We start from the raw sequence: 12585 nt of genomic DNA on the forward strand, positions 1-12585 counted from the left end.
AATCAGAAACAAAAAGAGTATCATGAATACCCGAACATATATAAACAGGGCTTTACTATTTGGCGGCCTGCTGCTGCTGGTAGCTTCTTGCCGCATCGGCAAGAATTATCAGCGGCCCGACTTGAATACAGAGAACCTTTACAGGGATGTAAATAGCACAGATACCACGAATATTGGTGCGATGCAATGGTCGCAGGTTTTTGGCGACGCTTTACTTCAGGAGCTGATCAGGGAAGGTCTTGAGAAAAATCTGGACCTGAAGATTGCCTATACTCGCATTGAACAGTCAGAGGCCTACTTCAGACAGAGCCGCGCTGCCTTCCTGCCTTCAGTAAATGCGAATGCAAGTGCTACCGTGAACAGGCTGTCAAACGCACAGGGCCGGCAGTTCCTCAACAACACCCGGATTTATCAGCTGGGATTGAGTTCGAGCTGGGAGGCCGACATCTGGGGACGATTAAGAAGTAGCAAGCGTGCCAGTTTAGCCACTCTTTTGGGTAGCGAAGCCTATGCACGGGCGGTAAAAACAAGTATCGTCAGTGGTGTTGCCAACTACTATTATCAGCTTCTGGCGCTGGATCAGCAACTGGCCATCACCGAGCAGACTGTAAAAAACTGGACGGAGATCGTGGAAACGATGAAAACGCTAAAGGAAGCTGCTCTCGTTACCGGAGCGGCGGTGGTGCAAAGTGAGGCAAGCCGATACGCAGCAGAAGTGACTATTCCGGATCTTAGACTTCGCATCCGCGAGACGGAAAATGCGCTGAATATCCTGCTGGGAAGAAATCCGGGCGCTGTAAGGCGTAACCGTTTATCGGAACAAACGCTGCCTTCCCAGCTAGAGGTAGGTGTTCCCGCCCAGCTGTTAGCGCTTCGTCCGGATGTGCAGCAGGCGGAGTATAACTTCCGCTACTTTTTCGAAAATACGAATGTTGCCAGAAGCTATTTCTATCCTGCACTTACCATTACAGCAAATGGCGGGTTTTCCAACATTGCCCTGACGGACTTCTTTAGCAGCAATTCCGTCTTTGGGAACCTGGTAGGTGGTTTAGCGCAGCCTATTTTTAACAGACGGATTAACAAAACCCGATTGGAGGTAGCAAGAGCACAGCAGACCGAGGCCTTGCTGAACTTCGAACGCTCCCTGCTAAATGCGGGACAAGAAGTATCAGACGCACTGGCATCTTTTGAAGCATCGAAAGAGAAAACAACAACGAGGACCAATCAATTGGCCGCCTTGCAGAAGTCGGTGGAATTTAGCCAGGAGTTGCTGAAGTATGGCCGCTCTAACTATACTGAAGTGCTGAACGCGCGCCAGAGCTTGTTGGGTGCTGAATTAGCGAGGGTGAACGACCAGCTTCAGGGTCTGCAGTCGATGGTGGAGCTGTATCGCTCGCTCGGCGGCGGATGGAAATAAAAGAAAAAACCTGGTCTGAGGGGCCAGGCTTTTTCTTTTACCTGATTTCCTTAGTTTTTAAATTGGAACAAGGTAGCAATACCGATACGCAGCCCCAATTCATTAAAGTCTCTATCCCTGAAAGAGGCAGCAGCTTCAATCCGGAAAACCCGGAAAACATTGTCGAGCGCATAGCCTACCTCATAATAATGGGGCGAGGACGAGGTTTTCAGATAACTGACGAAGAGGTTTTCTTTCAATCCCATAAATCGTATCTCCGGAATCCGGGTCAGAAGTAACTTGCGGGCTTTGTAGTAGGTATGTGCGCTAACATACAACTTATTAGTGCTGTAGATATAATAATCGAGGAGACGAAACGAATCCGCGGGCTTCAGACTAGTAAGTATGGTTCGGTTTCCGTCGAAGTGCTGATAGTCCATAAAAAAAGTGCTTTTGCTAGACAGGAAACTACCTCCAGCCACTTCAAATTGCACTGCGCTCCCGGCGCCTACACTGAAGGAATGATTCAGTCCGACCTTGAGGTGATCATAATCAACCTCGCTGTTTAGAACGTCAGCAATTCCTTTCCTGAAACCCAGAAAAAGCTCAGGAGAACCTTCCAGCTCCGCTCGCTTCTTGCCGTTCACTACCCGGTATTTTTGAATGGGACGATAGCTTAAGTCGAAAGCTAAAGTCAGCGCACCGTGTTGCGGGAAGGAAGTATTTGAGCGCTCGATGTTCAGCGGGGCGTTGGGCGTAAAGGCCCTCTTGTCGCGGTAAAAGAGGCTGTAATTTGCGGTGTTAAAGAGTTCATTTCGTCGTGCCCATTCCAGAGAGGTGTTCAGCTGAAAGAATGGGGAGGGCTTGTACTGAAATGCGGCATTGACGTAATTTTTTTCGAAGATCTTCATGAAATTGCGGCGATAAAGCAGTGTACTGGCTGTGTTTACCCAGGGATGGATGGGATTTTCAGGATTAAACTGCTGAACGAAGCTGCCGCCTTCAACACTCCACCTGTGGCTGGTTCCTCTAAGAAAACTCAGGGCAGCCTTTCCGTATAATGACTCACTTGAAGTTCCATAACGAACCGCGGGCTCCAATAGAACAGATCGGACACTATCGAGCTGGACTTTCAAATCTCCGCTGAGGTTAAAATTAAAGCCTTCGACTGTGTTATAATAGAATTGAGTAATGCTTGGATTAATAGAAACGGTACTACTTTTTGAAAGGCGATAGCGATCGCCGAAAAGCAAATCTTTGGGACCGAACTTTGCTTTTTTTGCGCGGGCAGCCAAAGTGGAGTCCTTAAGCTGTTTTACTGCTTCAACTTTTGCTAAAGAGTCGTCCCTTTTATATCCCTGTTGTTCTTTCAAGGTAAGAGGCAGCGGCCTAATGCTATCCCAATAAGCTGAATCTCGCTTAGCAGCTTCCTTATCTATAGAAAAACTGTGGTCGCTGAGCACTTCCGGTTTCTTGTTATTCTGCGTAAGCTGCTCTTTTTCGTACTCTTCAAGTGCTTTCAGATATTCTTTCCGGGTGAGTGGCTCGTCAGAGTTCAGGATATCCAGACTGTTTTTTTTTCCAGGTTCCTTTACTGTCAGCTCTACCGGCACCTCCTCCACTTTCTCGTCAATCAGCGCTGTCCTGGTAAGGAGATCCGGGTTCAGTTCCACTTTAAAATTATTGCAGGAAACCAGGTACCGGTACTCGCCCGCAAACCCCAATGCTTTGCCCGAAAATACATACTGGTGGGTAACAGGCATCCAGAGGGCCTTTGCCACCTCCGAGTAGTTTTGTTTCATGTGTATCGGAAAACCCATCAGGTAGGCGGAAAGATCAAGGCTATGAATTGCCCAATAATCATCGATGATATAAATTGTCCCCTGAAACACGTTATCTCCTTTCGACCGTGGAGTAACGCGGATTTTAAAGATAGAAAGCTCTCCCTCGTTAAAGCTTCCCAAGTATTCAAATTTATAGTAAGCGAAGGCCGAGCCGGCGAGAGGGGAAACGAAAGCCGCTACACGGTCGCTATAAAAGCTTTGGTTAATAAACGTGGCGGGCGATGCAGTTGGAGCTTGATTGCTTCCGATTGTTCGGACCGAAATAACTTTTTCCTCTACTTTATTAGGTCTCGTGAATTTTATCCTGCTTACTGATTCAGTCGTATAAGCCTCGTCCAGCTTTACACCTTCCTTTTTTATTTTATTCTTCAGAAAAAAAGGCACCTTATCCAATTCGCCCGTCCCCCTGATATAGGCCGTCATCTCATAACTGTTATACTGCAAAAGATGAAATTTGCGTTTCGCGATTGCCTTACGCATAATCGTATAAGCGAAGTCTTCCTTTCGTTTTCCTACGGCTACTTCCTGCAGCTGGACGGTTTGTGGTCGGAGGATGATATTCCGTTCAATCCATTCCTGTCTGACTTCAATCTGGAAGCGCTCCGCTTTAAATCCTACATAGCTAACGGTAATTGTATAACGCCCTGGTGCTAACTTTAAAGTGTAGTCGCCATTACTATTGCTGGAAGAGCCGGAGTTTAGCTCCGTGATAAAAATTGAGGCGTTAGGCAAACCTTGTCCCGAGGCTTCTTTTATACTTCCACGCATACCCTGGGAGTAGGTGGAAGTAGCGATGAGTAAAGTTGCAAAGGCAGGAAGTAAGGCTCTTAATAAAAACGGACGCATAGCTTTAGCGAGACAATTGTACAAAATAGCTCTTTTTTTAGGTTTAGGACGATTTGTTGGAGCAGATGGTGTCAAAACAAAGAGGGTCTTTTACTTCTCCTGAAGCGACAAGCCAAACATGTTCACCTGTTCCACACTACTTTAGGAAAAGCATCAAATATATAGGTTTAGCGCGTTTTTTGTTGCAACGTTTCATCACGGCTTCCGGTCTCGTGATTCCTTCATCTCTCACCCTACTTCCCGAACAAGCAGATTTAAGAATGACCACATAAATAAGCTTATCACTTGTCGACATGTTATCCCTCTAATTCAAAGAGTGTTAGCTTGCGTTATCGCGTTATTTTTTGCCTCCGAAACTGTCTGATTATGTAACAAGCAGATATAGACAGCACTTATCCCTGATATTTGAGTTAATTTTGGCCTATGGAAATATTGATAATCCTATTTCTTATTTTACTTAACGGGGTTTTCTCAATGAGCGAGATAGCTTTGGTTTCTTCCCGTAAATTCAAACTGGAAAACTCGGCAAAGAAAGGTAATAAGAATGCACAGAAAGCGCTTGAACTCGCTGATAACCCAAATACGTTCCTTTCTACTGTCCAGATAGGCATCACACTAATCGGTATACTAACGGGGGTGTATAGCGGGGAAAAACTAACAAACGACCTGAGCAGGCTGATCGCAGGAAATGCTCTTTTAGCTCCGTATTCAGAATCGGTTGCTGTTTTTCTGGTCGTACTGATCCTGACCTATTTTTCCATTGTGTTCGGTGAGCTGATTCCAAAAAGAATTGGTCTTACCTTTCCCGAAACCATTGCCTCACTTGTAGCAAGACCGATGAATGCTGTCTCTATTGCTACCAAACCCTTTATTTGGCTGCTGGGTGCTACTAATGACTTCTTTTTACGACTGTTTGGGATCAATGAAAAAAAGGATGGTATCGTAAGTGAAGAGGAAATCAAGTCGATTATCGCAGAAAGTACAAGCGTTGGCGAGATTCAGGAGATTGAGCAGGACATTGTGAAACGCGTATTTGCACTTGGCGACCGCAGGGCAGGAGAGCTGATGACACACCGCTCGGACTTAGTTTGCATTGACATCAATGAAGACCTCGAACAGATCAGAAAGAAAACACAGGAATATCCCCATGCCGTATACCCGGTGATTGACAAGACGCCCGATAAGCTCCTAGGAACGATAACCGTACACAAAATCTTTACTCAGAACGCTTCAGCTGAAGATTTTGAAGTAAGAAAGCTGATGGATAAGGCTTTCTACGTGCAGGAAAACCTGGCGGCTTATAAGGTGCTCGAAAAGTTTAAAGAGCATAAGATCCATCTCGTAGTAGTAGTAGATGAATATGGTTCCATCGAAGGAGTTCTGTCTGTTACTGATGTCGTCGATGCGCTTATCGGCGAAGTCTCTATGGGAACAACAGAAGATTTCAGCATTATTCAGCGTGATGAAAATTCATGGCTGGTCGATGGGCAGTTGCCGTATTATGAGCTTGTCGACTATCTACAACTGGAAGATGTGGAGGAGCCGGAGGGATTCACGACGCTGGCGGGGTTATTTTTATCTAAGGTAAACCATTATCCCATAACGGGCGAAAGGATCCAATGGATGGATTTTGAACTCGAAATTGTGGATATGGACGAAAGAAGGATCGATAAGGTATTGATCTCGAGAATTACTTAGAGCTTCCGCAGAATAATGTATTCATAATTGACCTTGCTTAATCGTTCGACTTGGCTTCCTTCACCAGCAGCAAGACATGCGGATGTTAAGTGTCGGCGATGCAAGTCCCCGGGCGATAGCTTTTTTTATCTTACAGTCGACAGGAGATGTTCTGTTCCCTTAGGGACGGATAGGCAATCGCACGCGTCAATTCCTTATGCTAGCGTTTTTCCGACAGTAAAATGCTGCTTTTTCTGGCCCCGTAGCACGTTGATCACTTTCGCCGGTGTTTTCCATTCAAAAAGATGCACCAGCCATGCTGTAAATTTTAAGAAGCCGCTTTGTCCTACAATGCTTTCCCCTAAGCGTAGTATCGTCTTATCCCGCTCTTCGATCACCTGCGGACGCTCGCTCGCGGCTTTTTCGTACAGTTCCTCGGCGAAACACCAGGCACCGTCCCGGGCATTGTCAATGCTGAACTGGATCAGGACAGAGTTATTATTGCCGGCGTGTAGTCCCAGTAACGAGAGCAGGGGAGAAACGCGGCCCAAATCGCTCAATACCTGATAGGTGAGCGAAGATATGATGGTGTTGATCATATCGAAGTCGTTATGAATGTCCTCCAGTGGGGTGTCGCCAGTCTCTTCTACCGTAGCTATCCCCAGATCCAGATTAATATGGGCACTCATGCCCAGCAACAGGTGTTGTAAGATCAGGGGCGACCGTTTTTCGGCCGTTTCGAATGCCAGCTTCCAGGAAGCGCTTGGTTCTTGACCGCTTTTCCATTGATGATAGGCCTCCAGATAACGATTCGCAAAAAGTACATCCAACCGTTCCATGCGCTGCCCGTCTTCAAATTGCTTCCGTTGAATGCCCTGTTTCACGCTTTCCGTAACTTTCAGGTACAGAGCGGCGAAATAACCATTCCTGCTGTTGGTTCGGATGCTTTCACTGATAATTTGTTCCAGGGCTGTTATTACTTCATCAATAGTAGTCGACAGTTCAGGCATGGTTGTACATTTGGTTGTGTGAAGATATGAAATCCCTGCCGATCTTACCCTATAGGCAACGCTGGCAACTATCCTCCTCGAGCAGGTGCGATGACACGCTATTAGTCTGGATAGTTGCCGGGAGTAATTCAGGAAGAACAGATCGATTTTTCAATGTAACAAAACCCAAAATCTGCTATCTTTCTAGAAATACCTAAAGATGGTTAACAATGCAACCTGAAATCGTACCGGTTCCTGCGGACTTGTCCAGCTATGTGAATAACATCTTGGTGCTTAGAAGCGCTGGCAGCGCTAAAACCGTTCTTCCCTTTTATGCCGATGGGTACCCTGGGATCATCTATCAGCAGTCGAGCAAGGGCATCATCAGGCTACCGGATAATAAACCGCTTTCGCGATTTTTTGCCTATGGCCAAACGATACAGCCAATCGAGCTGGTAATTGAAGGGGATTTCCTGATCGTCATTTTTCAGCTTTTTCCGTTGACCTTGTTAAACCTGTTCGGCCTTAATCCCCAAAACCTGAACGATGATTGTTCCGACCTGCGTCGTATTGTGGAAACGGAGGGGCAAACTATCTTTGATAAGCTCCAACTTTTTGCTGAGCCCGCTGAACTCATCGCAATTCTGTCGAACTTCCTCAGAAACTCAATTAAGAACAATCCCCGACAGCTGGACCAGCGGATACGCAAATCGGTAGAACTGATCATCGCCGAAAAAGGAACGATACCTATGAAAAAAGTGCTGGAAGCAGCGAATTGTTCCGAACGCACCTTTCAGCGCCAGTTCAAAAATCAGATTGGTGTTAACCCAAAACAATTTGCCAGGATGATCCAGTTCCAGCACTCGTACATGGAGCTTATAGAAAGGGAACGAGCGACCCCGGAACTAATATTCGAAAATGGCTTTAGCGATCAATCGCATTTTATTAAAACCATCAGGAGATTTACCGGAGAAACACCGTCCTATCATAGAAAGAAAGACATTTGATACGATTGACGGTTTTTTACAATTCGGGCAACCGCGGCCCAACTAGCTTTGAATAGTTAAATACAATACTATGAAAGTTGTCATATTTGGATCAACAGGATCAATCGGCTGCCACCTGACACAACAGGCCTTAGACCAAGGGCACACGGTTACAGCATTCGCACGCAGTCCCGAAAAATTAGAAAGCTTAAAAGCGCCAAATCTACACTTGTTTACAGGCGACGTGTTAGAGCCGGATGCTGTAAGCGCGGCAATTGAAGGACAAGATGTTGTGCTCTGCGCCTTGGGAGCAGGAAGAAGGGGAAAAGTTCGTGCCCGAGGTACAGAGCACATTATTAAGGCGATGGAAAGACATGGTGTTAAAAGGCTGATCTGCCAGACAACGCTGGGTTGCGGAGAGAGCTGGGGAAACCTGAATTTCTTTTGGAAAAGGATTATGTTCGGCTGGTTTATCAAAGAGGCTTTCCAGGATCACGAATTGCAGGAGAAACATATAAAACAGAGCAATCTGGAATGGACTATCATTCGGCCAGCTGCCTTTACCAATGCATTCAAGAGAGACTACAAGCACGGCTTCTCCACTCTTGAGCCTTCCCTAAGTTTAAAAATTGGCAGGGCCGATGTCGCAGATTTCATGCTTCAGCAAATTCAGCAGACAGAATACCTTAGAAAAACACCTGCATTAAGCTATTGATAGACTCCTTGCAGGAACATGGGCGATAATGTTAGGGGTGCGTGTTATGAGGATTTTCTCCGGTAAGACGCCCCCCTCTAATGAAGTGTTATCAAGGAATTACTTTTCTCGACACATGTCGGTGCTTAGCAGACGCTACAATCATGCCCATCGGGCAAACAGGAAGTTTTACAAGTGTAGGACACCCACCTCATATCTGACACCTAGTGGCGAAGCCCCCGGCCTCTAAGGTATCTCAATCATCAACACCCTTGCCCTGCAATATATTTCCGAGGTATTTTTCCACCCGAGCCTGCCGGGTTTTTGATTGTTTAGCGGAAGAAAAGTACAGGAGGTAACCACGCTGCCTTCCCGGCGTAAGTTTTTCGAAAGCTACTCTCACTTCCGGCGCTTCGTCCAGTACACGTTGAAACTCGTCTGGGATTGGGTACTCCTTTGTTGTTTTCATTTCGACCTTAAGCCCGGCTTTTTCGACTTCAATTGCTTCAAAGATATAGGCCCGTAGGGCAGGAGCCCGTTCTGAAAGTTCAGACATGTTTCTAAAGCGCATCTGTCGAGCTGCCTGCACGTTCTCGGTTTGTTGCACAAGCAGCTGTTCGTCGTCTTTCAACAAGGCTCCCTTGTGAAAAAGGACGGCACAATAGTCGTTAAAACCGTGGATCAATACCACGTTGCGGTCCTGACAGGTGTAACAAGGGACGCCCCACTTTAACTCCTCGTTTAAGCCGCAATCAAGTATTAGGTTTCTAAGAGTAGCGTACTCGTTCTGCCACTTACCTGGTTTATCAAAAAACCAATCTACTTTTGGGTTCATAAGCTTTTGTTTATGCCAACACCACTTTTCGGTCAGCAGGCCGGAAATACCAGGAAATGATCGTTAGCACCAGTAATAACAGGGGTCCAAAAAAGTCTGTCGCGGGACTACCTGCTATCAGGTGCGACAATATAGCGCCCGACATGAGGAAAAAGAAACCAGCGTAGGCCCATTCTTTCAGTAAAGGAAGTTTCGGACTCAGTATCGCTATCACTCCAAGAATTTTCCAAACACCGATGATGAGCAGAAAATAGGAGGGATATCCCATCACCTGCATCCGGTCTACTTCTTCCTCCATTTGGATGATTTGAACAATACCCGTTGAAACCATACCAAGGGACAGCCAGACAGTGGCTATCCAAAAGACTATTTTTTTAGTTTTTGTCATGTTATGCCAGCTTTAGTTTACCAACGACTTCCTGCAGCGTATTATGGGCCCAATTTATTCCCTGCGCGAAAGGCATTTTTAGTATCTCGGCTCTTTCCTCAACAGAGCGGTACACAACGTGCATCTGCAGGCGACTGGTATTTTCGCTTACTGCTTCAAACTCCATAAACTCCAGCCATGGTTGAAAAGGAGTATTTTCCATTTCGTAGGTCCGGGTGATTCTCTTATTCTGGCTAAACTCGTGTATCACGCCATGAAATCCGTGTTTGTTTCCTTTTGGATCTGTAGTTTCAAACTCGAGGCTGCCATGTCTCTTATTTTCCAGTTTAAGCACTTTTGTTCCCATCCATTGCTCTATAAGTACAGGTTCCTCATAGGCTTTAAAAAGTAGATCGAGGGGCAGATCGAAATCGCGGGTGATCGTCAAATCTTGTTTGCCTTCTTCGGCGTGGATTTTAGTTTTTAGTTCCATGATGTTCTATTTAGTTGAATGGTAGTTTTTCATGAGAGCTTCCAGCTTATTGAAGCGATCGTCCCACAGTTTGCGGAAGGGTTCGATAAAGTCGGCGATCTCTTTCATTTTGTTGGGGTTTAAGTGATAATAAACCTCGCGGCCGCTTTGCTCTTGCTGCAGCAATTCACATTCAGTTAATATCTGTAAGTGCTTTGAAACTGTGGGTCGGGCAGTGTCAAAATTAGAAGCGATCGCTCCCGCGGTCATGGATTGGGTAGCAACCAATACAAGGATTGCTCTTCTGGTTGGGTCTGCTATCGCCTGAAACACGTCACGTCTCAAATTCATCATGTAGCTATTTGACTACAAATATAAATGTAGCTATTTAACTACGCAATTATTTTTTATTTTTTGTTCTCGTCGACGAGGTGACTTGCTTAGTGCAAAATGTAACGAGCAGTGAGAGAGTACGTTTTTCTCTTTTCTTTGGGAAAAAGGGGCGGGTTTATACAGGAAATAAAAAAACCGGTGTCGGATCGTGAATCCTGCACCGGTTTTTCTCAAGCTGGTTGTGCTCAACGGCGACAATCTTATTTCCTGCCCGACTTACTTCCATTAGGTAGCACAATCTTTGGTCGGGGAGCGGCTTTCATATCCTCACCCAGGTAAAAGCTCAGATGCGGCGGCTGGTTATAAGCCACGTTCTGCCAGGCTATACTAAGACGGTACTGCGGGTCGTGCATAAGCGTATATAGTCGGTGATCAGTTGGAATAACGGTAGTATATATACGCAACTCATTAGGGCCGGCACTCATAACAAACTCCTCCCGCCAATCACCAAAAAGATCAGCTGAAAGATTTGGGTTTCCTCTGCCATTTCCACGTTGGGTATTGGCGCTAAAAATAGTCCCTGCATTATATTTATTGATCCTGCCGCCGCCCATGGTCTCACGGGTAAAGTCGCCGTCCCACCAAATTAACCAGGAGCCGGTGGGTACCGGACCGATTTTTTCGCCTTTTATAGAATGTAAGCCGCCTGATCCGGACCACCACATTTCTGCACCCGGGCTGCGTGGATCTATATTTTCAGCTACACCTGCACCTACATCTGTATCGATAGAGCCAGTAAAGTAGACTTCGCCTGTCCGGGCTGCATAAATTGTCACCCCGGGGCCAGCACCTTTTACATAGCCTGAGTCACCCTTGGAGTGATCCTCAATTTCATGCGGGCCGAATACCTCTAAACCAGGACGGCTTGGGTCAAGGTCTCCCACGTGAAGGGCATCTCCGTGGCGGAAGCCTGTAGAGAACAATCCTTTTCCATTATCATCTACTACCATCGAGCCATACACAATTTCGTCTTTGCCGTCGTCGTCTACATCAGTAACACTGAGATTATGGTTTCCCTGCCCAGAAAAAGGATTCTTACCGTCTTTGCTATCGAACACCCACCGGGAAGTCAATTTTCCATTTCTGTAATCCCAAGCAGCAAGTACCGTGCGTCCGTAATATCCGCGGCACATCACCACGCTGGGCAACTTCCCATCCAGGTAGGCCGCACAGGCCAGGAACCGGTCTACACGGTTGCCGGTGTTATCGTTACCGCCATTTCCGCCAGGACCACCCCAGCCTTCGGTTGGGTAGCGAGAGGGGATGTAGTCGGTAGTGGCAAGAGCCGCTCCGGTCAGACCATCAAAGACGGTAAAAAACTCCGGGCCGTCCAGCACCTTGCCAAGTGTATTCGGTTTCTTACTGCGGTAGTCTTTCGTCGAATCGCCGATCACTTTTCCTTTCCCATCAACGGTGCCGTCGGCCGTCTTCATAGCCACTTCGGCCCGACCATCGCCATCCATATCAATCACAATAAATTGGGTATAGTGTTCGCCTTCGCGGATGTTGCGCCCCAGATTAATGGTCCATAACAAGGTTCCGTCCAGCTTATATGCCTGTATCACCGGCTGATCTGTTAGTCCGTTAAAGGAATTGTCCAATCCTTTCCCTACCTGGTGAAGCACCAGTTCGTACTGACCATCGCCATCAAGGTCTCCGGCAGATGCATCATGGGGCCGGTAGCCTGTTGGGGTTTTAATTGGGATGCTGAGGAACTGGCCTACTGCCGCATTTGCCGGAATAACAAAGGGTTTACTTCCCGCTGTTTCTTTTCCATTAACAAGAGCCTTAACCGTGTACGCTATGTTTTGGGTTAAATCCGCCCTCGTGTCAATGAAGTTAGTTCCACCGGTAATAGGCTTCGTATTTAGCTTTACCGCCGTACCACCGCCTGTACTTCGGTAAAGATTGAAGGCAAGGTTTTCGGGCTCGGTAGCTAATAAACGCCAACTGACGAACACCGAGTCGGAAGCGTGTCGTACAGCTACCACTCCGCGGTCGAGGTTTTCCATTACTCGCTGAGCATAAGCCGAACTAACCAAGAAAAAGAAGACAAGGTAAAGTATTGGTTGTTTCATTCCCTAAG

11 protein-coding genes are annotated in these 12585 nt (G+C 46.7%); 4 read left to right on the forward strand and 7 right to left on the reverse strand.

Going from position 1 to position 12585, the window contains the following annotated elements:
• Positions 1-22: 22 nt before the first annotated feature.
• Positions 23-1417, forward strand: coding sequence for an efflux transporter outer membrane subunit (locus J4N23_RS00875; RefSeq protein WP_207425120.1), 1395 nt, complete (start codon positions 23-25; stop codon positions 1415-1417).
• 50 nt (positions 1418-1467) lie between these two features.
• Here the strand turns inward: J4N23_RS00875 and J4N23_RS00880 are convergent, their stop codons facing one another.
• Complete coding sequence (locus J4N23_RS00880) at positions 1468-4086, reverse strand: DUF5686 family protein (protein ID WP_207425121.1); 2619 nt, start codon at positions 4084-4086, stop codon at positions 1468-1470.
• A 423-nt stretch (positions 4087-4509) separates the two neighbouring features.
• On the opposite strand from J4N23_RS00880, the gene J4N23_RS00885 reads away from it, so the two are divergent.
• Positions 4510-5784: a hemolysin family protein gene (locus J4N23_RS00885; protein WP_207425122.1), complete on the forward strand. Its 1275-nt coding sequence runs from the start codon at positions 4510-4512 to the stop codon at positions 5782-5784.
• 194 nt (positions 5785-5978) lie between these two features.
• On the opposite strand, the gene J4N23_RS00890 is transcribed toward J4N23_RS00885, so the two are convergent.
• Positions 5979-6773 (reverse strand): DUF5995 family protein, encoded by a 795-nt coding sequence (locus J4N23_RS00890; protein ID WP_207425123.1) that lies wholly within the window; start codon positions 6771-6773, stop codon positions 5979-5981.
• 209 nt (positions 6774-6982) lie between these two features.
• On the opposite strand from J4N23_RS00890, the gene J4N23_RS00895 reads away from it, so the two are divergent.
• Complete coding sequence (locus J4N23_RS00895; protein ID WP_207425124.1) at positions 6983-7759, forward strand: helix-turn-helix domain-containing protein; 777 nt, start codon at positions 6983-6985, stop codon at positions 7757-7759.
• A gap of 70 nt (positions 7760-7829) precedes the next feature.
• Complete coding sequence (locus J4N23_RS00900) at positions 7830-8453, forward strand: NAD(P)-dependent oxidoreductase (protein WP_207425125.1); 624 nt, start codon at positions 7830-7832, stop codon at positions 8451-8453.
• Between the two features lie 235 nt (positions 8454-8688).
• Here J4N23_RS00900 and J4N23_RS00905 read toward each other — a convergent pair whose 3' ends face one another.
• The 5 genes from J4N23_RS00905 to J4N23_RS00925 all read right to left on the reverse strand — a co-directional run bounded on the left by J4N23_RS00905 (position 8689) and on the right by J4N23_RS00925 (position 12577).
• Positions 8689-9267 (reverse strand): YdeI family protein, encoded by a 579-nt coding sequence (locus tag J4N23_RS00905; protein WP_207425126.1) that lies wholly within the window; start codon positions 9265-9267, stop codon positions 8689-8691.
• A 10-nt stretch (positions 9268-9277) separates the two neighbouring features.
• Complete coding sequence (locus tag J4N23_RS00910) at positions 9278-9655, reverse strand: DoxX family protein (RefSeq protein WP_207425127.1); 378 nt, start codon at positions 9653-9655, stop codon at positions 9278-9280.
• A 1-nt stretch (position 9656) separates the two neighbouring features.
• The gene (locus J4N23_RS00915) at positions 9657-10127 is read right to left on the reverse strand and encodes an SRPBCC domain-containing protein (RefSeq protein ID WP_207425128.1); all 471 of its coding nucleotides are present in this window, start codon (positions 10125-10127) and stop codon (positions 9657-9659) included.
• A 6-nt stretch (positions 10128-10133) separates the two neighbouring features.
• Positions 10134-10457: a helix-turn-helix transcriptional regulator gene (locus tag J4N23_RS00920; RefSeq protein WP_207425772.1), complete on the reverse strand. Its 324-nt coding sequence runs from the start codon at positions 10455-10457 to the stop codon at positions 10134-10136.
• Between the two features lie 242 nt (positions 10458-10699).
• Positions 10700-12577, reverse strand: coding sequence for a rhamnogalacturonan lyase (locus J4N23_RS00925; protein ID WP_207425129.1), 1878 nt, complete (start codon positions 12575-12577; stop codon positions 10700-10702).
• Between the last annotated feature and the right edge of the window lie 8 nt (positions 12578-12585).

Origin of the sequence: Pedobacter sp. SYSU D00535, from assembly GCF_017355855.1 — a bacterium.
Lineage (GTDB): Bacteria > Bacteroidota > Bacteroidia > Sphingobacteriales > Sphingobacteriaceae > Desertivirga.

What these genes read in the sequence shown, in the direction of transcription:
- J4N23_RS00875 (WP_207425120.1), top strand. Translation starts at nt 23, where the DNA reads ATGAATACCCGAACATATATAAACAGGGCTTTACTATTTGGCGGCCTG.
- J4N23_RS00880 (WP_207425121.1), bottom strand. Translation starts at nt 4,086, where the DNA reads ATGCGTCCGTTTTTATTAAGAGCCTTACTTCCTGCCTTTGCAACTTTA.
- J4N23_RS00885 (WP_207425122.1), top strand. Translation starts at nt 4,510, where the DNA reads ATGGAAATATTGATAATCCTATTTCTTATTTTACTTAACGGGGTTTTC.
- J4N23_RS00890 (WP_207425123.1), bottom strand. Translation starts at nt 6,773, where the DNA reads ATGCCTGAACTGTCGACTACTATTGATGAAGTAATAACAGCCCTGGAA.
- J4N23_RS00895 (WP_207425124.1), top strand. Translation starts at nt 6,983, where the DNA reads ATGCAACCTGAAATCGTACCGGTTCCTGCGGACTTGTCCAGCTATGTG.
- J4N23_RS00900 (WP_207425125.1), top strand. Translation starts at nt 7,830, where the DNA reads ATGAAAGTTGTCATATTTGGATCAACAGGATCAATCGGCTGCCACCTG.
- J4N23_RS00905 (WP_207425126.1), bottom strand. Translation starts at nt 9,267, where the DNA reads ATGAACCCAAAAGTAGATTGGTTTTTTGATAAACCAGGTAAGTGGCAG.
- J4N23_RS00910 (WP_207425127.1), bottom strand. Translation starts at nt 9,655, where the DNA reads ATGACAAAAACTAAAAAAATAGTCTTTTGGATAGCCACTGTCTGGCTG.
- J4N23_RS00915 (WP_207425128.1), bottom strand. Translation starts at nt 10,127, where the DNA reads ATGGAACTAAAAACTAAAATCCACGCCGAAGAAGGCAAACAAGATTTG.
- J4N23_RS00920 (WP_207425772.1), bottom strand. Translation starts at nt 10,457, where the DNA reads ATGAATTTGAGACGTGACGTGTTTCAGGCGATAGCAGACCCAACCAGA.
- J4N23_RS00925 (WP_207425129.1), bottom strand. Translation starts at nt 12,577, where the DNA reads ATGAAACAACCAATACTTTACCTTGTCTTCTTTTTCTTGGTTAGTTCG.